Origin of the sequence: Micromonospora sp. NPDC047793 (genome assembly GCF_040642635.1) — a bacterium.
Classification (GTDB): Bacteria; Actinomycetota; Actinomycetes; order Mycobacteriales; family Micromonosporaceae; genus Micromonospora.
This window is the reverse complement of record NZ_JBEYSG010000020.1, coordinates 45,080-63,514: the sequence shown is the minus strand read 5'-3', so window position 1 is coordinate 63,514 and position 18,435 is coordinate 45,080. Positions and strand designations below refer to the sequence as shown.

Sequence of the window (18,435 nt, the reverse complement as noted above, 5' to 3'; positions counted from 1 at the left end):
AGAGAAGGCATCGTGCGCGTCCTCTTCGCCGTGAACCCGTCCAAGACGATCTTCATGTACATGGTCCCGTTGGCCTGGGCGATGCGGACCGCCGGTCACGAGGTCCGGTTCGCCAGTCAGCCGCAGTTCGCCGGCGTGATCACCCAGGCGGGCCTGACCGCGGTCCCGGTCGGCCATGACCGCGACCTGACCCCCGACAAGGAGCACCGGGCCGGCATCCCCGTTCCCTACGACGCGTTCGACGATCCGTCGAAGCAGAACTGGGAGTACCTCAAGCCGGGGATGGCGGCCACCGACAAGTGGTGGCACCGGTACGGCAACTTCCCGATCATCGCCGACCTGGTGGAGTTCGCTCAGCGCTGGCAGCCGGACCTGGTGATCTGGGACCCGCTGACGCTGGCCGCGCCGATCGCCGCGAAGGCGTGCGGCGCCGCGCACGCCCGGCTGCTCTTCGGTGTCGACGTCTACGGCGGAGTCCGCCAGCTCTACACCCGACTACGCGACGAGCAGCCCGAGGGTGAGCGCAGCGATCCCGTCGCCGACTGGATGGCCGCCTACGGCCGGAAGTACGGCTACGAGTACTCCGACGACATGCTCACCGGACACTTCACGATCGACCAGTTTCCGGCGAGTCTGGCGGTGGACGCTCCCGGGCTGGAGTACGTGCGGATGCAGTTCATCTCCTACGGCGGTCCCGCCGTCGTTCCCAGGTGGTTGTGGGCGCCCCCGGAACGCCCGCGGATCGCCCTGACCATGGGGCTCAGCGCGACCGAGGTCTATGACGGATACACCATTTCGGTATCCGAGGTGCTTCAGGCGTTGTCCGGCCTCGACATCGAGGTGGTCGCGACGGTGGCCGACAGCGAGCGGCAGGGCCTCGGCGCGGTGCCGGACAACGTACGCCTGATCCCGTTCGTGCCGTGGCACGCGTTCGTGCCGACCTGCTCGGTGGTCATCCACCATGGCGGCGCGGCCACCCTCGCAGCGACCGCCCGGCATCCGGTGCCGCACCTCACCCTGCACTACCACTATGACCAGCCGATCTACGGCAGGCTGCTGAGCCGGATGGGTGCGGGGCTGGACATGGCCACCGGCCAGGCCACCGGCGACGCGGTCCGCACGGCGGTGTTGCGGCTGCTGCACGAGCCGACGTTCAAGGCCGGCGCCGCCCGGCTGCGCGACGAGACCCTCGCCCTGCCGAGCCCGAACCAACTCGTCCCGCAACTGGAGCAGCTCACCACCAAGTACCGCACGGACGGTCGAGCCCGATGAAGGTCCTCTTCACCACGTATCCCGAGAAGACCCACTTCATGCTCCAGGCGCCGCTGGCGTGGGCCCTGCGCACGGCCGGGCACGACGTACGCGTCGCGGTGCAGCCGAAGTTCGCCGACGTCGTCACCCAGGCCGGGCTGACCGCGGTACCGGTCGGCACCAACCACGACCTGTGGGACTTCATGCACCGGGTCGGGGACTGGCTCGGCCCCGAGGACACCGGCTGGCCCACGCCCTACGACGCGGCCGAACGGGATCCCGCGGACATCTCCTGGGAGTATCTGCACAGCGGATACCAGGGGCAGGCGATCCGCTGGCACAAGACCAGCAACGTGCCGTTGGTGACCGGGCTGGTCGAGTTCGCCGGGCACTGGCAACCGGATCTGATCATCTGGGAGCCGCTGACGTACGCCGGCGGCATCGCGGCCAAGGCGCTGGGGGTGGCGCATGCTCGGCTGCTGATCGGCGCCGACGTCTACGGGATCACTCGCGATCACTTCTTACGACTCAACGCGCAGCGGTCACCCGACGACCGTGACGACCCGATGGCCAACTGGCTCGGGCGCTACGCCGAGAAGTACGGCGGACAGTTCTCCGAGGACATGATGACTGGTCACTTCACGATCAATCAGCTGCCGCCATCGCTGGCCATCAACGCAGACCTGCACATCGAATATCTGCGTTACGTTCCCTACGGCGGTCCGGCCGTGGTCCCCCGCTGGCTGTGGGAGCCGCCGCGGAAGCCACGCGTCGCGCTGACCATGGGTCTGACCGCCACCGAACGCGCGGCCGGATACGCGGTCAGCGTGCAGGACGTCCTGGACTCCCTCGCCGACCTCGACATCGAACTCGTCGCCACCATCGCCGACTCGGAACAGGCCCGGCTGCGGTCGGTACCGGACAACACCCGCCTGGTCTCCTACGTGCCGCTCCAGGCGCTGTTGCCCACCTGCTCGGTCGTCATCCACCATGCCGGCGTCGGCACTCTGGCCAGCAGCGCGCTGTACGGCGTGCCGCAGCACACGGTGCCGTGGGACGTCGACCAGCCCGCATTGTCGGAGCGGGTCGCCGTTCGCGGGGCGGGGCTGAACACCCACGCCACCAAGGCGACCGGACAGACGATCCGGGAGAACGTGCTGCGGCTACTGCACGAACCGTCGCTCCGGGCCGGCGCCGATTCCCTGCGCACCGAGGTGCTGGCGCAGCCGACACCGAACGACCTGGTGCCGCGCCTGGAGGAGCTCACCCAGCAGTACACCGGAAAGGGCTGACCGACGTGAGAGTCCTGTTCACCACCTACCCGGAGAAGGCGCACCTGCTGATGATGGTGCCGCTGGCCTGGGCCCTGCGCACCGCCGGGCACGAGGTCCAGGTCGCGGTTCAGCCGCACTTCGTCGACCACGTCACCCAGGCGGGGCTCACCGCAGTGCCGATCGGCTCGGAGCGGGACCTGTGGCAGCTGATGAGCACCGACGACCGGTGGATCAGCTCTGGCATCAACGGCATGCCGATCCCGTACGACACCGCGGACTGGCGGCCGGAGACGGTAACTATGTCCTACCTCCGCGACGGCTACGAGACCCAGGTCGAGCGCTGGCACCAGGTCAGCACCACGCCGATGTTGCGTGGACTGGTCAACTACTGCCGGCAGTGGAAGCCGGACCTGGTGATCTGGGAGCCACTGACCTACGCCGGACCGATCGCGGCCGAGGCGTGCGGTGCCGCTCACGCGCGCCTGGTGTTCGGCATCGACTCGCTGGCCATTACCCGCGAGCACTTCCTGCGCCTTCACGCCCAGGAACAACCCCCCGGCTCTGACCCGCTCGCCGAGATGCTCACCCGGTACGGCGAGCGGTACGGCGTCAGGTACTCGGAAACCCTGGCGACCGGGCAGTTCACGTTCACCCTGCTGCCGTCGGCGCTACACTCCGGGGCCGCCGGCCTGAAGTACGAACCGCTGCGGTTCGTCCCGTACGGCGGCCCGGCGGTGATTCCGAAGTGGTTGTGGACGCGGCCGGAGAAGCCCAGGGTCGCGTTCACGATGGGCATCAGCCACGCCCAGCTGGGGATGATGTACTCGATGGAGTTGCACGACGTCTTCAAGGAGCTGAGCCGACTCGACATCGAGGTGGTCGCGACCGTCCCCGAGGCGGCGCAACGCGAACTTGAGTGGGTGCCGGACAACGTGCGGATGGTGCCTTATGTTCCGTTGGCGGCGCTGGTGCCGACGTGCGCGGTCGTCGTCCACCACGGTGGCTTCGGCACCCTGGCGACCACTGCGCTCCACGGCGTCCCGCAGATTGTCGTGCCGTGGGACGACGACGGCCCGGCGCTCGCCCAGCGGGTCGCCGCGGTCGGAGCCGGGTTCGCGATCCATGCCAGCCAGGCCGACGGCACGATGCTCCGACAGCGGATCACACGCATCTTCGACGAAGACGCGCTGACCGTCGGCACCGCCGCCCTACGCGAGGAGATGCTGGGTATGCCGTCCCCGACCGAGGTGGCCGACCAGATCGAGGCCATCGTCGAGACGCATTGCGGAGCCCGGTGATGGAGCCGATGCGGGTGCTGTTCGCGGCGAACCCGGAGAAGTCGCACTTGTTGGCGATGGCACCCCTGGCCTGGGCGCTGCGCACCGCCGGGCACGAGGTGCGCTTCGCCGTGCAGCCCGCGTACGCCGACATCGTCAAGCAGGCCGGCCTCACCGCCGTTCCGCTCGGACGCGACGTGGACCTGTGGAAGGAGCTGGCCCGCGACCCGTTCAACCCGGGCTGGACGTGGGACCCTGCGTACGGGCTGCCCAAGCCGTACGACGTCGTCGACGACCCGTCCCTGGCGACCTGGGACCACCTGATGCACGGATACGCCGAGGCCCTGCACACCTGGCACAAGCCCGGATCGTTCCCGATGATCGCGGCACTCGTCGAGTACGCCCGCCGTTGGCGGCCGGACCTGGTGATCTGGGAGCCGATGTGTTTCGCCGGGCCGATCGCGGCGAAGGCGGTCGGCGCCGCCCATGCCCGGCTCCTATGGAGCGCGGACGTGTTCGGAGTGACTCGTGATCGGTTCCTGCGGTTGCAGGCACAGCAGCCGGAGGGCGACGAGACCCGATTCGACCCCCTCGCGCACTGGCTCGGCGGCTACGCCAACAAGTACGGCGGCGAGTTCACCGAAGACATGGTGACCGGGCACTTCACGCTCGACCAGATGCCGCCGTCGCTGCGTATGCAGGCGAGCCTGGACTACGTGTCGTACCGGTTCGTGCCGTACGGCGGCCCAGCCGATGTGCCGCGCTGGCTGTGGGACGCACCGACCCGACCTCGGGTGGCGCTGTCGATGGGGCTGAGCCTGACGGACCACCAAGCCGGATACGCCATCAACCTGCAGGACGTGTTGGACGCGTTGTCGGACGTCAACGTGGAGCTCGTAGCGACCGTCCCGGAGAGCGAGCGGCACCGACTGGCTCGCATCCCGGACAATGCCCGGCTGGTTTCCTACGTTCCGCTGCACGCCCTGGCACCGAGCTGCGCCGCTGTCATCAACCACGGCGGCTTCGGCACGGTCCTGACGGCGGCCCGGTACGGCGTGCCACAACTCGCGCTGCCGTGGGACTTCGACGGTCCGGCGTTCTGCGCCGGGCTGACGGCGCAGGGCGGTTCGCTGGTGATCCGGGCCGACGAGGCGACCGGCGAGGCGGTGCGCGAGAGCGTGCTGCGGCTGGTGCGCGAGGAGCGGTTCCCGATCGCCGCCGGGCATCTCCGGCAGGAGATGCTGAACATGCCCAGCCCGAACGACATCGTGCCGCTGCTGGAGATGCTGACCGCCAAGCATCAGCGCTGAGCCGCGCGACGGCCGCCGCTCCGTTCGGATGCGGCGGCCGTTTCGGCGGGATCGTCAGGCGGGACGGTTCGCGACCACCAGCACCACGCCGTCCGTCGGATTCTCCTCGACCTCCCAGTCCGCCGGCGTGGACTCCTTGATGATGGTGTCCAGCTCGAACCACAGGTCGGTCCGCTCCCGGATCAGCGGGTACGCGTGCGCGAGGGTGTTCTTGGTGTTCTCAGTAATGTCGGTGACCTCTACCAGCTCCAACCCCGCCGCGACGGCGAAGCCGCTGTAGTCCTCGGCTCGCGCCAGTGGCGCCTGCCGCCAGCAGGCCAGCATGAACAACGTGTCCTGCTCGTCCTGGCCGGTCAGTTCCGGGCCGCGAGCGACGTCGTCGGTGAGCACGATCCGCCCGCCGGGCTTGAGCAGCGGGCTGATCCGGGCCAGCAGTTCCCCGCGGTCGGCGAAGTACGCGAACGAGTCGATGGCCACGATCGCGTCGAACGAGCCCGGCTCGAACGGCAGGTCCAGCGCGTTCGCCTGTTGGAAGGTGACGTTCTCCGCGTCGTCCTCACCGGCGGCGTACGCCTGGGCCAGCTCCACGTCCCGGCCACTGATCGAGATGCCGACGACCTCCGCGCCGGTGCGCCGGGCGATGCGCACCGCTGGCCGACCGGTGCCGCAGCCCAGGTCGAGGATCCGCGCCCCGGGCCCGATTCCGGCGAGCCGATCGATGAAGACATCGGTCATCCTGTTGCTGGCCTTCAGCATGCTGCTGGTGTCTGACGGCCCGTCCCAATAGCCCTGGTGCATATTGCCGCCGAAGAACCCGCAGATCATCGAGTTGTACCGGTCGAAGAACTCGGCGACCCTCGCCGGCGTCGGCGGCTCGTAGGGGAAGCCCTCTGGCCGGTCGTCTGCCGCCGCGTCCCCGGCCTCGTCGGTGGCCGGTGCCAGGAACTGGTTGACCTGCGCCCTCAGATGTTGCTCCACACTCATCTGTTCGCCGCCTCATCGTTGTCGTCGGACAGTTCCGCCGCGTACGCCGACATGAGGTCACGCGCCGCGCGCACCTCCGCCGCCATCGGCCGATCGGCTTCCAGAGCCGGGGATATTTCGGCCAGTCGTGCCCACACCCCGGTCGGTGCCGGCGCCTCGTCGATCATCACGGCCGCCTGCGCCACGCCCAACGCCAGCGAGCCGATCGCCAGCCAGCCCAGCTCGAGCGCGTCGGAGACCGCGTTCGCGCCGTTGAGCGCCATCGGAACGTGGTCTTGGTTCCACCCGTTCGTCGGCAGGGTGGTCAGCGACGACGGGTACACCATCTGCCGAATCCGGGACACGAAGGACGTGGTGCTGATCTGCACACCCGCCAGGCCGCAGCCCCGGCCCGCGCGCGGGGTCAGCATCATCGGCAGGTCGCCATTGGTGGCCGGACTGAGCAACAGGTTCAGCTGCCGCTCGGCGAGGTAAGCGACCATGTGCATGGCCAGGCCGATCTGGTCCGAGGCCAGGCCGACCGGCATCGCGTGGAAGTTGCCGCCGTGCAGTACCCGATCGGCGAAGGTGATCGGATTGTCGGTGGAGCCGCTTGCCTCCCGGGCGAGGATGTCGCCGGCACCATCGAGCTGGTCGAGCACCGCCCCGAGCACCTGGGGGGCACAACGCAAGCTGTAGGGCTCCTGCAGTGGCCGGCGTGGGTCGCGGGTCAGGCCGGCGGGCAGCTCGCGACGGATCCAACGCGCCGTGGTGAGCTGACCGGTCTGGTTTCGGGCCAGGGCGATGCCGTCTTCGTAGTGCTCCGGGTTGGCATGCAGCAGGGCGGCGATCCGACCGGTGAGCACCGACGCGGCGCGGACCAGCCGAACCGCCGACTGCTGGTTGAGGATCGAAACCGCCAGGCCGACCCCGGTGCCGTTGACAAACGCGAGCGCCTCCCGGACCGGCCACTGGAACGGGGCCGCGCCGAGCGCTGCGAGCGCCTCGGTCGCCGGGCGGGCGGTCCAACCGCCGTCCTCGGTGCGCAGCCATGCCTCGCCGAGACCGGTGAATGACAGCGCCGCGTGTGCCAACGGCTGGAGGTCACCGCTCGCGCTGACCGTGCCGTCACGCGGGATCAACGGGGTGAACCCGCCGTTGTAGAGATCGGCGAGCCGCTGCCAGAACCGCGGCGACACCGAGGAGTACCCACGGCGCATGCTGGTCAGCCGCAGATACAGCACGAGCCGGGCGACGTCCGGGGCGAGTGGGTGGCCCTGTCCTGTGCCCAGGTGCGAGATGAGCGAGCTGCCCTGCTCCATCTCCGACTCCGCGGAGTAGAGCACCAACGGGCCGAAGCCCTGGGTGAGGCCGTAGATGGGCTCATCCGCGGCCAGATGGGCGTCGATGACGGAGGTGCTGTGCTCCATCGCCGCGCGATTCCGCTCGGAACAGGGTTCCAGGGCGACGTCCCAGGCGGCGTTGCGTACCACCTCGGCCAGGTAGCTGGTGCCGGACGTCCCCGCGACGGTCGTCGGCGGGGCGTAGTCGATACTCACGATACTTCCTCTGCGTCTGGTCGATGGGGGGTGCCTGGTCCGGAGGTGAGTGCCGGCTGAACCCGGCGGAGCTTGCCGGTGTCGGACCGTTCGATACGGGGCACGAAGTGAACCTTGCGCGGCCGCAGCCCGATCCGGGCGATGCCGTCGACCAGCCCGATTTCGGCCGCCCTCGTGCCTGGCCGCAGCACGACCAGCAGGTCGACGTGCTCACCGATCATGTGGTGCGTCACCGGAAGCAACGCCAGGTCGGCGCAGTCCACGCTGGCTCGCAGGACGAGTTCGGCCTCGTCCAGGCTGATCCGACGACCGTTGACCTTGACCAGCCGGTTTCGCCGCCCGGCGAAGGCGAACGTGCGGTCGTCGAGGCGCCGGACGTAGTCGTCGGAGGTCCACTCGAGCGGGGCCGGTTGGCCCGGAGCGAACGCCAACCGCGGACCACGCACCACGAGCTGGGACTCGCCGTCCTCATCCACCGCGACCGGCCCGGAATCGGCGTACGAGACGTCCGGGAACAGCGTCCACGGCGGAGGGCTGCCGGTCCGCCACCGCCGGGTGGCGATGCCACCGGCCTCGGTGGAGCCGAGCACCTCCACGATCAACGCCCGCTCCGGCCCGGCCTGGTCCAGGAAGTCGCCGGCGGTCGATGGGAGCATCGCCCCGCCGTGCAACACCGTCAGGTGTTCCTGCCTGCGTACCCAGGCCATGTTCTCGAGCAGCAGCGTGAAGATCCACGGAGTGGCGACGACCACCAGCCGGCGCTGCTCCAGCTCCGGCATCGCGCCATAGAACGAGGGCCGGAACCAGGCCGGCACCCGCAGGTGCGCCGGGATCAGCACGCTGGCCAGCGCACCGTAGAGGTGCACTGGCGGCACGCACGACAGCAGCGCCTCGGGTCGCTCGGGCGCGACGAACCCGGCCAGCATGCCAGCCTCCAGCCACACGTTCTCCCGAGTGCGCCGCCAACACACCCGAGGGCCGGTGCTGCCGGAGGTGTGGAAGTCGACCGTGGCCGGCACGGTCCGGTGGAACAGTTCCTCCGGGTCCGCCTCCGCCTTGCCCCAGTGAACCGTCCAGGCCTGTTCGGTCACCTCCGGCGCCGTCAGACCGAGGGCCAGCAGTTCCTCGGGAGTTCGCTCGCGATAAGCCATGTCGCCTCTCAACCGGCCGTCTGGGCGAGTTCCATCAGATACTTGCCGTAGTCGGAGCTGCTCATCTCGGCGCCGATCTCGTGGCAGCTCTCCGAGTCGATGTAGCCCATCCGCAGGGCGATCTCCTCCAGGCAGGCCACCCGGACACCCTGACGCTTCTCGATCACCTGCACGTACTGGTTGGCGGCCAGCAGCGAGTCGTGGGTACCGGTGTCCAGCCAGGTGAACCCACGGCCGAGCCGGACAAGGTTCGCCCGCCCCTGTTTTAGGTACACCTGGTTGACATCGGTGATCTCCAGCTCACCGCGCGGGGACGGCGTCAGGTCCTTGGCGATCTCGATGACGTCGTTGTCATAGAAGTACAGGCCGGTGATCGCGTTGTCCGACCGGGGCATGGCCGGCTTCTCCTCCAGCGACACGAGCGCACCGCGCGCGTCGACCTCGCCGACGCCGTACCGCTCGGGGTCGGCGACCGGATAGCCGAACAACGTGCAGCCGTCCAACTCTTCTCGGGAGGTCCGCAGCAGCTGGGGGAATCCGGCGCCGTGGAAGACGTTGTCACCGAGGATCAGCGCGGAATTGCCGTCGCCGATGTGATCGGCTCCGATGATGAAGGCCTCGGCGATTCCGCGTGGCTCGGCCTGCACGGCGTAGCTGATATCCAGCCCCAGCCGGGAGCCGTCGCCGAGCAGCGCCCGTAGCGGCGGCACGCTGGTTGGAGTGGAGATCACCATGATCTCCCGGATGCCGGCCAGCATCAGCACGGACATCGGGTAGTACACCATCGGCTTGTCATAGATGGCGAGCAACTGCTTGGAGGTCGCCAGCGTGAGCGGGTACATCCGAGTCCCGCTGCCGCCGGCCAGCACGATGCCTTTCATCAGGATCCCGTCCTTTCCTCGATCAGCGGGTGGCCTGCGGCTCCGGTGTCACGCAGAGTGCGGTTGGAGAACGTGTGTCGTCCGTAGAGCAGCGGGTTGCCCCGCGTCGTCTGCACCGCCACGACCTCTCCGAAGACGACGGCGTGGTCGCCGACGATCTTCACGTCGGCCACCGTGCACTCGGCCATCGCATACGCGTCGTCGACCAGCCACGGCAGACCACCCGAGCGGTTCTCCCGCCAGCCGACCCGGTCGAACCGGTCCGCCGCGCGGGAGGCGAACAGCTCCGCCGCGCCGCGGCCACCCTCGTGCAGCAGGTTCACCAGGAAACCGGCCCGGTCGCGCACCGCCCCCAACGTGCCGCTGTGCTCACCGAGACAAACCAGCAGCGTCGGTGGATCGAGCGTGACGCTGGTCAGCGAGTTGCAGGTCAAGCCGTGTGGCCTTCCCTCGGCGTCGACGGAGGTGACCACCGCGACACCGGTGAAGTACGCGCTCATGAAGCCCCGGAATGCCTCCGGGGTCGGTCTGCCCGGCACCGATGCCGGTGTCCGGGCCGTTGCTCCGGTGGTGGTCACCCGGTTCGCCTCCCTTATCGGTTGATGCTGGCCAGGTACTCGTAGCAACTGGGCAGTGCGGCCACCATCTCGTCGGCCTCGGCTCTGAGCCGGTCGAACTCGGCGATCGCGTTGGCCGGGTCGATGTGGCGCAGCGCCGGGTTCGCGGTGCGCGGCTGATGCCCCAGGCCCAGGTTCATCGCGTTCCACGAGTAGCTCTCGAACCCGTGGTAGTAGGGATAGATGGTGTCCTCGTCCAGCAGCCGGGACTCGGACAACTGGAACTTCTCGGCCAGCCCCGGTGGCATCGCCCGTGTCTTGGCCTCCTTCCAGTACGGGGTGTCGTCCCGCTTCGCCGACTTGTAGTGCAGGACGAGGAACTCCTTGACCCCGTCGACCGCACGCGCCACCCGCGTGTTGTACGCCGCGATGGTCACCGGGTCGAAGCGCTCGTCCGGGAAGTGCTTCACCAACTGCTCGATCGCATGCTGGATGAAGAAGATGCCGGTGGACTCCAACGGCTCGACAAAGGCGCTGGACAGCCCGATGGCCACGCAGTTCTTTACCCACGAGTCGGTGTTGCGGCCGATTCGCATCCGGATGTGGTTGGCCGGCAGGTCGTCCCGGCCCGGGGCGATCGTGTTGCGTAGCTCCCGCTCGGCCTCTTCCGGGCTGATGAACTGGTCGGAGTAGACGTAGCCGTTGCCGTTCCGGCGGAACAGCGGGATCGTCCACATCCAGCCCGAGTTCATCGCGGTCGCGGTGGTGTACGGGCTCATCTCGGTGGAATCCTCGCGCGGGACCCGCAGCGCGACCGCCCGGTTGTTGGGCAACACGTCCTCGAAGGACTGGAACGCCGTGCCGAGCGTCTGGTTGATGAGCAGCCCACGGAAGCCGGTGCAGTCGATGAAGAGGTCACCGGTCAGGTCGCCGTGCTCTGCGGTGCGGACCGCGGAAATCCAACCGCGCTCGTCCTGGTCGACGCGGTCCACGTTGTCGACCACGTGCCTGACCCCGCGGGCGGTGGCGTACCCGGCCAGATACCTGGCCACCTCGTCGGCGTCGAAGTGGTAGGCGTAGGGGAACTGCGCGCGTTGCTCCTCGAGAGTGGAGCGCCCGAGTGAACTGTCCAGGCCGGAGACGAACAGAGAGCCGTCAAGCATCCGTGGTGACCGCTTCGCGTCGCACAGTGCCGTGGTGATGAAGCAGGCCCGGTCGAAGGTTTGGCTGTGGTCGCCGAGCTCCAGCCACCAGTCGGCGAGCGAGAATCCGTGGACCGTCCGCAGTCGCTCGAACGGGTGGTAGAAGTGCTCCTCCGGCTTGCGCCAGTTCTCGAACCGGATGCCGAGCTTGTAGCCGCCCGCGCACTTGGGCAGCCAGTCCACCTCGTCCAGGCCCAGGTAGTCGAAAAAGTGGCGAACGGTGCTGAAGGTTGCCTCGCCGACTCCGATCCGTGACACCTGCGCCGATTCGACCAACGTCACGTCGAGCCGATCGGCAAAGGCGGCCTTGAGATAGCTTGCCGTCATCCAGCCGGCGGTCCCACCGCCCACGATGATCACGGATCGAATCATGTTGCGCACTCCTCAGGGTCGTGACGGTTTTCAGGCCAGCTCATACAGAAAGGAGTCGGCGGGCACCGATACCGGCCGCACGGCGTGACACGTCCACCCGCTGTCCACGAAGACGCCCTCCCACTCGGCGAGGGTCGGCAGGTAGACACCCATCAGGTCGTGGGCGGTCTCGAAGGCGAGAGTGAACACCGGCTTGTCACGATCCGGGATGCCAACCGTGCGGGCGGTGTCGCCGAGCAGGAGCCGGCGCGCATTCGGGAACGCCTCCCGGATCCGGCGCAGCGAGGCCACGCATTCGTCGCGGGGCCAGAAGTCGTGGCCCATCATGAAGCAGGTGAGGACCTCCACCTCGGCGAATCTGGGGTCCGGCGCCAGAGCGCGGGCGTCGCCCTGCACGAAGGAGAACCGGTCGCCAAAGCCGGCGACGTCCAGGTACGACGCCGCGTCCCGCAGTGCAGACGGTGCGATGTCGATGCCGACGCCGGTGACACCGGGATAGCGGGCGGCGATCTGCGCCAACCGGCCGCCGGTGCCGCAGCCCAGGTCGGCGACGCTGTGGAAGGCGAAGTCCAGGCCTTCCATAGCCGACCAGAACACCGGGTCGAAGGAATGCAGGTTGATGTCCCGGCAGGCGTACCCGATCGCCGCCGCGTTGCGTCGGTAGAAGGTTCCCGCCCGGTTCTCGTTGCGCAGGATGTTCGGCATGTCGGCGAACAGCTCCGCGCAACCGATCGTCAGCCAGTGGAAGAACGCCTTGTCCCGGTAGACCTCGTCGAACGACGGCCCGACGTGGACGGTGTCGTGGGCCCGCACGACGACGTCCACCGAGGCCAGGGCGCTTACCATCCCCCGCACCGACTGGGTGTGCAGGTCGTGCTTCGCGGCGAAGTCGGTGATGTCCAGCGGGCTCTCGTCGCGCAGTGCCTCGAGAAAGCCGGACTCCCAGGCGGAGGCGATGGCGAACCCGGCGACGGTGGCGTTGAAGACGCTCGCGGAGGCGCCCATCAGACGATCCGAACCGTCGGCACGTAGAGGATCCACTGGCCGCCCACCTCGCGGAAGGACTGTTCGTTGGCCATGATCTCCTCGGCGTGGTTCCACGCGTACAGCAGCGCGTAGTCCGGGTACGCGGCGGCGAAGTCAGCCGGCGGGCGCACCGGGATGTGCATGCCAGGCGTCACCCGCCCCTGCTTGAGTGGCGTGTTGTCGCAGACGAACTCGACCAGGTCGGGGCCGATGCCGCAGAAGTTGTTCACGGTCGCGCTCTTCGCGGTGGCGCCGTAACCGACGACCCGCTTGCCCTCGGCCCGGAGTCGCCGCAGCAACGCCACCAGGTCATCGCGGATCTGGCTGACGCTGGTGCCGAACGCCTCGAGCGTCGCGTGGTCGGCGAGCCTGCGCCCGGCCTCTTCCGCGACCAGCGCGGCGACCGCCGGGCTCGCCTGTCGGGCCCCGGCTCGGGCCAGGGTGTAACGAACCTCGCCGCCATGCACCGGCAGGCGCTCGACGTCGACCAGCTCCAGTCCGTGGCGGGCGGCCATCGCCTGCACCGACGTGGCGCTGAAGAAGAAGAAGTGCTCGTCGTAGATCTGGTCGAACGAACTGCGCTCGACGATGTCGCCGAGGTAGGGGTCCTCAAAGACGAAGATGCCGTTCGGTGCCAACAGAGCGGTCACGCCGTTGAGGATCGAGGCCATGTACGGGATGTGGCACAGGGTGTTGGCCGCGTAGATGACGTCGGCCGGGCCATCGGTCGTCCGGATGTCTTTGGCCGTCGTCTCCTCGAAGAAAGACTTTCGGACCCGAATTCCTCTGGCCGTGGCCAGATCCGCCACGCCGCCGGAGGGCTCGACTCCCAGGTGACGCACGCCGGCCTCGGCGACCGCCTTGAGCATCACACCGTCGTTGCAGCCCAGCTCGACCACGAACGGATCGTCGCCGGTCAGTTCTGCGGTGAGTAGGCGCTTCGCCATCTCTTCGAAGTGGGTCCGCATGTAGGACGAGCCTGAGGAGTGGTACGGGTACGCCTCGTGGAACATGCGGTCGCGCGGCACCTCCTCCATCAGCTGCACCATCGTGCACGACTCGCAGACACCGGTTGCCAGGTTGAAGAAGAACTCCGCGGCGAAATCCGCGTCCGGCATGAGGAACGCATCCGACAGCGGCTGCCGCCCGAAGTCGTAGAACTCGCGGACGATGCCGTCGCAGACGCGGCACTCGGACGTTCTCGGCATACATGCTCCTGATTAGGCGGCAGGCAGGGGAATCGGTCCGCGCCGGACCGGGAATGCCGCAGATCATTGCCCCACAGGGCTGGCCCGAACAAGGCTTGGCGTCGCGCCGTTCGGCAAACCCGCAGGTCGGCTGTCCCGCCAGCGGGACAAGAACGCATTGACCGGGTCACCGGCTGTGGTTAACGTCGCGCCGCCGCCGCTACACCGAAAAGCGATGACGGGCGACGGTTTCGGAAGGACGATCGATGATTATTGCCGGAGTCAATTCCGCCAGGGGCGGTGGCGTCGCGCTGATCTGCGGGGACCGGCTCACGCTCGGTGCGACCGGGGACGTCGACGATGCCCGAGTGCTGCGCCAGCTTCTGGCGAATAGCGGTCACACACCGGTCGACGTGGACGAGTGGGCGCAGCCCGGCACGCCCGCGTCGCAGGGCGTCGGACTCGCGTCTGCCACGGCGGTCGCGTACCCGCGATCGGAGTGCCGCCTCGCCGCCGCATGATGCACCAGCCCGTTCGCCGCCAGCGGGGAACGGGCCACCGTCGTGGTCTGGGACACCGACGCCGCTGCGTTGGCCTATGCGGTTGACGCCGACGGCCGGTACGCCCGGATCGACGCGGAACCCTTCGACACCGTCCCAGAGCTGGGCGACCGGTTGCGCACGGCTGGCGACGGCGGCCCGATGAACCTCTGCCTGACCGGGGACCGCGCCCTCGACGTGACGCTGAGCAGCGCGATCCGCACACTGCCCGAGGTGAAGGCGCTGTGGGTGCCGCCGTTCCCGGACGTGACCGGGGACGCGGCCGGAGCGGCGGCGCTGCACCTGGCCCACTGCCGCACCCGAGCGGCAACCGACGCCGGCGACCCGGCCGATCCGGTGCTGCCCGGTCTGGCCTGGCGGCTGCGGAGCGGGACCGTCCCGGCCCGACCGGTACACGCGCCGGCCGGCTGGACCGTCTCACCCTGCCGGCCCGAGGAACTCGCCCGCATGCTGGTTCGCGGCGGCCGCCCGGTCGTCTTCATCAATGGGCCGGCGAAGCTCGGCCCGTACGCGCTCGGCAGCCGCAGCATCCTCGCCCCGGCGACCTCGGGGGACGCCCGGGCCCGGCTCGGCGCGCTCCGAGGGGACCCGACGGGCACCACGGTCACGGCGCTCTGCCTCGAACGGGACGTGCCGGACGTCTTCGCCCCGGGTATCCCCGACCCCTACGTACGCTTCGAGCACCGGCTACGCGACGAATGGGCCGACCGGCTGCCAGGCCTGGCCGACGGCGGTCCCGGGCCGCTCCGGGTACAGACGGTGAGCATGGACGACGACCCCACGCTCTCGACCGTGGTCCGGGAATACCACAAGTGGAGCGGGATTCCGGCGCTGTGCGCCACCGACGCCGTCCCGGCCGACACCGGACCGCTCGCCGACGTCGCCGCCGCGCTGAGCTGGGGCGGTCTCGATCTGGTCTGGAGCGACAACATCCTTTACCGCGCGAACCGACAGGAGCCGCCGCGATGACCCGCGCGCCACGGGCGATGGTGATCTCGTTTCAGAAGTCCGGCACGCACCTCATGCAGGAGTTGATGCTGGAGCTCGACTACCGGATCGTCGGCGTTCCCCGGCCGGCACCACATACCGTTCCGCAGTTCGACGACGAGCAACTGCGGTCGATCGCGGCGCTGGTGCTGTCGAAGACCGAGTACGACGATCTGCTCTCGCTGCGCGGTGAAGCGGGTGGCGACAAGGCGTTCACCGACCGGGCCGAAGACGCCTGGAGCGCCTTGGTCTGGCACTGGTATCAGCGCCTCGGTCAGCAGGTGGTGAACCGCTACGGGCAGACCCGGATCGACTTCGCCGAGACGATCGTCAGCAACTCCTACCTGCCGTACACCCGGTTCGCCGACACCCCGGCCGGGCTCTGCTGGATGTTCCACGAGCTGGACATCCACCGGGTCGACGGCAGCTTCCTCAGCGAATGGGTGGAGACGGAGAGCCCTCCGCTGGTGTTGAACTACCGCGACCCCAGGGACGCCGTCATATCGATGATCAACTTCTTGGAGGGCCGCACCCGGGAGGGATACGGCAACTTCTACGAGGCCGATATCTTCAGCACCATCCTGGCCAGCAAGCCGACCTGGGACGAAAAGATCGACTACGCGCTGCGCGATCCGTCGTTCCTGGCTCGGGACCAGTTCGAGAAGGCGCTCTGGCTCTATCACCACCCCAAGGTCTGCAACGTCCGCTACGAGGACCTGATCGGCCCACGCGGCGGCGGTTCCCGACGAAGCCAGGTCGAGGCCATCGACCGCGTGCTGCGGCACATCGGCTCCAACCGGGACGCGGAGGCGGTCGCCGACAAGGTTTACAACCCCGACTCCTGGAGCTTCTACAAGGGGCGCAGCGGCGGCTGGCGTGAGCGGTTCTCGGAGCGCAACCTGGCCCGGTTCACCGAGCAGTTCGGCGACCTGCTGGAACAGTACGACTACGAGTGACCACCCACGTCGAACGGGGGCGCGCCGCTGGCGTGCCCCCGTTCGACGTGGGTGCGGTCGTACCCGGACGAGCCGACCGGCGATCGGATGCTCAGCGAACGCAGCCGCTCGGACGGGTGGACCTCACCCTCCGCCCCTGAGCGCGGCGTAGTGCGCCAGGCAGTCGGCGTAGGTGGGCAGTCGGCCGGACGCCTCGGCCTCCTTGAGGGTGGGCGCGTCGCGGTCCTTCTCGGACATGATCGGCTGCTCGGTGAAACCCCACGGGATCCCGATGTCCGGGTCCAGCGGGCTGACCTCGATCATCGTGCCCGGCTCGTACGTCTTGGAGCACAGGTAGCTCATACACGCGTCGTCGGTCAGCGCGAGGTACGCGTGGCCCAGGCCGTCGGCCAGGTACAGGGCGACGCCGGAGTCCTCGTCCAGTGGCACGACGTCGTAGCGCCCGAACGTCGGTGACCCGACCCGCAGATCGACCACGACGTCCAGAACCGCGCCGCGGACGCAGGTGACCAGCTTCGCCTGACCGGGCGGGACGGTGGTGCTGTGGATGCCCCGCAGGGTGTTGCGGCGGGACAGCGAATAGTTGCCCTGCTCCAGGACGAACGGGTAGCCGATCACCTTGGACAGCACGTCCGCTCGGTACGCCTCGAAGAAGTTCCCGCGCAGGTCGGGATGCTTCATCGGGGTGATCCGGTAGGCGTCCGACACCGCCAGCTCGGTGATCTGGGTCGACTCGAACATATGCAAGCACGCTCCGGCTACGTAGTAGGGGTCAGACGGCGAGCTTCGCCAGCAGGTCCACGACCTCGGCGGGCGAGGGCTGCGCGACGATGTCGGCTGCGACCTCGACGGCCGCCTGCCGGTAGGAGGGCGCCTCGATCAGGCCCGAGATCAGTTCCGCCACGAGTTCCGGGCTGGTCTTGTCCGGGGCCAGCCCCAGGCCCGCGCCGGTCCCGGAAACCGCGACCGCGTTGTCGAACTGATCGTCGAACTGCGGCAGAATCAGTTGCGGACAACCGGCGCCCAGAGCGGTGAGCACCGAGCCGTGTCCGCCGTGGTTGACCACAGCGTCGCAGCCGGGCAACACCTGGGCCAGTGGCAGCCGTCCGATCCAGTGCGTCCCGGACTCGGCGCCGGCCCAACCGGTCACCGCCGCCGGGTCACCGGCCACCAGCAGCTCGACACCGAGTTCCTCCAGCGCCCGCAGCAGCGGCACGATCATGGCGGCGCCGGACGTCCGCAGGCGCGGCGCGATGGTGCCGAACGTGACACAGACCCGGGGCCGGGTGCGGTCGCGGAACATCCAGTCGACCAGGCGGACGGTACCGTTGTACGCCAGGTCCTGGATCGACTGGTGCCCCACGGCGTGCGGCAGTCGCATCGCGCTCGGCCACGGGTTGAGCACCTCGGTCGGTTCCGGCAGCCCGGGCAGGCCCAGCGCGGCCAACTGCGGCGCCAGCACCACCTGGGCCGCAGAACGGTACTCGCTCAGCGTCGCCACCCCCCAGTGATAGGTGACCGACGGCACCTCAGCTGCGGCGGCCGCGACCGGACCGGCGAACTCGGCCCGTTCGCTCACCACCAGATGCGGGCGCCAGGACTCGACCAGCGCCCGGGTGCCGGGCAGGGCCCCGGCGGCCAGCCGGCCGAAGGCCATCCCGTGCCGGTAGCGATGCGCGTCGACGCCCGTCGGCGCCGCCCCGTACCCGCCGCTCTCGCCGACGGCGACCAGGTCCACGAAATCGGCCGCCGGTCCGGAGGCCGTGGCCGGCAGCCCCGACTCCAGCACCACTGGCAGGAAGCTGTCCGGCGCAGCGACCAGCACCTCGTGCCCGGCCGCCCGGGCCGCCCACGCCAACGGCACCAGCGGATACAGGTGCCCCCGCAGCGGGCCCGTGGTGAACAGGAAGCGCATCGAGGGT

At 69.0% G+C, this 18,435-nt stretch carries 17 protein-coding genes; 7 read left to right on the top strand and 10 right to left on the bottom strand.

Annotation, left to right across the window (positions count from 1 at the left end; genetic code table 11):
* Nucleotides 1-12 precede the first annotated feature (12 nt).
* Genes ABZ738_RS28245 through ABZ738_RS28230 form a run of 4 tightly spaced genes read left to right on the top strand, consistent with a single transcriptional unit; the run spans nucleotide 13 to nucleotide 5,112 of the window.
* Nucleotides 13-1,272: an activator-dependent family glycosyltransferase gene (locus tag ABZ738_RS28245; protein WP_131050946.1), complete on the top strand. Its 1,260-nt coding sequence runs from the start codon at nucleotides 13-15 to the stop codon at nucleotides 1,270-1,272.
* On the top strand, nucleotides 1,269-2,543 hold the full coding sequence (locus ABZ738_RS28240) for an activator-dependent family glycosyltransferase (protein WP_131050944.1): 1,275 nt from the start codon (nucleotides 1,269-1,271) through the stop codon (nucleotides 2,541-2,543). Before ABZ738_RS28245 ends, ABZ738_RS28240 begins: the two co-directional genes overlap by 4 nt.
* A 5-nt stretch (nucleotides 2,544-2,548) precedes the next feature.
* Nucleotides 2,549-3,823: an activator-dependent family glycosyltransferase gene (locus ABZ738_RS28235; protein WP_131050942.1), complete on the top strand. Its 1,275-nt coding sequence runs from the start codon at nucleotides 2,549-2,551 to the stop codon at nucleotides 3,821-3,823.
* Nucleotides 3,823-5,112, top strand: a complete 1,290-nt coding sequence (locus tag ABZ738_RS28230; RefSeq protein ID WP_201272246.1) for an activator-dependent family glycosyltransferase — start codon at nucleotides 3,823-3,825, stop codon at nucleotides 5,110-5,112. Before ABZ738_RS28235 ends, ABZ738_RS28230 begins: the two co-directional genes overlap by 1 nt.
* A gap of 54 nt (nucleotides 5,113-5,166) precedes the next feature.
* On the opposite strand, the gene ABZ738_RS28225 is transcribed toward ABZ738_RS28230, so the two are convergent.
* Genes ABZ738_RS28225 through ABZ738_RS28190 form a run of 8 tightly spaced genes read right to left on the bottom strand, consistent with a single transcriptional unit; the run spans nucleotide 5,167 to nucleotide 14,031 of the window.
* Nucleotides 5,167-6,096 carry a methyltransferase domain-containing protein gene (locus ABZ738_RS28225; RefSeq protein ID WP_131050940.1) on the bottom strand — a complete coding sequence of 310 codons (930 nt, stop codon included), beginning with the start codon at nucleotides 6,094-6,096 and terminating at the stop codon, nucleotides 5,167-5,169.
* Complete coding sequence (locus ABZ738_RS28220; protein WP_201272245.1) at nucleotides 6,093-7,634, bottom strand: aromatic amino acid ammonia-lyase; 1,542 nt, start codon at nucleotides 7,632-7,634, stop codon at nucleotides 6,093-6,095. Before ABZ738_RS28220 ends, ABZ738_RS28225 begins: the two co-directional genes overlap by 4 nt.
* Nucleotides 7,631-8,785 (bottom strand): class I adenylate-forming enzyme family protein, encoded by a 1,155-nt coding sequence (locus ABZ738_RS28215; protein ID WP_131050939.1) that lies wholly within the window; start codon nucleotides 8,783-8,785, stop codon nucleotides 7,631-7,633. Before ABZ738_RS28215 ends, ABZ738_RS28220 begins: the two co-directional genes overlap by 4 nt.
* Before the next feature lie 8 nt (nucleotides 8,786-8,793).
* Nucleotides 8,794-9,666: a glucose-1-phosphate thymidylyltransferase RfbA gene (gene rfbA / locus ABZ738_RS28210; protein WP_131050937.1), complete on the bottom strand. Its 873-nt coding sequence runs from the start codon at nucleotides 9,664-9,666 to the stop codon at nucleotides 8,794-8,796.
* Nucleotides 9,666-10,205: a flavin reductase family protein gene (locus ABZ738_RS28205; protein WP_201272244.1), complete on the bottom strand. Its 540-nt coding sequence runs from the start codon at nucleotides 10,203-10,205 to the stop codon at nucleotides 9,666-9,668. Before ABZ738_RS28205 ends, rfbA begins: the two co-directional genes overlap by 1 nt.
* Nucleotides 10,206-10,258: 53 nt before the next feature.
* On the bottom strand, nucleotides 10,259-11,797 hold the full coding sequence (locus tag ABZ738_RS28200; protein ID WP_131050934.1) for a tryptophan halogenase family protein: 1,539 nt from the start codon (nucleotides 11,795-11,797) through the stop codon (nucleotides 10,259-10,261).
* 30 nt (nucleotides 11,798-11,827) lie between these two features.
* The gene (locus tag ABZ738_RS28195) at nucleotides 11,828-12,802 is read right to left on the bottom strand and encodes a class I SAM-dependent methyltransferase (RefSeq protein WP_131050933.1); all 975 of its coding nucleotides are present in this window, start codon (nucleotides 12,800-12,802) and stop codon (nucleotides 11,828-11,830) included.
* Nucleotides 12,802-14,031 carry a class I SAM-dependent methyltransferase gene (locus tag ABZ738_RS28190; protein WP_131050931.1) on the bottom strand — a complete coding sequence of 410 codons (1,230 nt, stop codon included), beginning with the start codon at nucleotides 14,029-14,031 and terminating at the stop codon, nucleotides 12,802-12,804. Before ABZ738_RS28190 ends, ABZ738_RS28195 begins: the two co-directional genes overlap by 1 nt.
* A 245-nt stretch (nucleotides 14,032-14,276) precedes the next feature.
* Between ABZ738_RS28190 and ABZ738_RS28185 the strand changes: the two genes are divergently transcribed.
* From ABZ738_RS28185 to ABZ738_RS28175, 3 genes are read left to right on the top strand one after another with little or no spacing between them, the layout of a single operon-like run.
* Nucleotides 14,277-14,531, top strand: a complete 255-nt coding sequence (locus tag ABZ738_RS28185; RefSeq protein WP_357218112.1) for a hypothetical protein — start codon at nucleotides 14,277-14,279, stop codon at nucleotides 14,529-14,531.
* A 42-nt stretch (nucleotides 14,532-14,573) separates the two neighbouring features.
* Complete coding sequence (locus ABZ738_RS28180) at nucleotides 14,574-15,539, top strand: carbamoyltransferase C-terminal domain-containing protein (protein WP_357218109.1); 966 nt, start codon at nucleotides 14,574-14,576, stop codon at nucleotides 15,537-15,539.
* Entirely contained in the window at nucleotides 15,536-16,513 is a 978-nt protein-coding gene (locus ABZ738_RS28175; protein WP_357218106.1) for a hypothetical protein, read from the top strand. Before ABZ738_RS28180 ends, ABZ738_RS28175 begins: the two co-directional genes overlap by 4 nt.
* Before the next feature lie 123 nt (nucleotides 16,514-16,636).
* On the opposite strand, the gene rfbC is transcribed toward ABZ738_RS28175, so the two are convergent.
* Together rfbC and ABZ738_RS28165 are read right to left on the bottom strand one after the other, a co-directional pair.
* Complete coding sequence (rfbC, locus tag ABZ738_RS28170) at nucleotides 16,637-17,254, bottom strand: dTDP-4-dehydrorhamnose 3,5-epimerase (protein WP_131050924.1); 618 nt, start codon at nucleotides 17,252-17,254, stop codon at nucleotides 16,637-16,639.
* Nucleotides 17,255-17,285: 31 nt separating this feature from the next.
* Entirely contained in the window at nucleotides 17,286-18,428 is a 1,143-nt protein-coding gene (locus tag ABZ738_RS28165; protein WP_131050922.1) for a nucleotide disphospho-sugar-binding domain-containing protein, read from the bottom strand.
* Nucleotides 18,429-18,435: the final 7 nt, after the last annotated feature.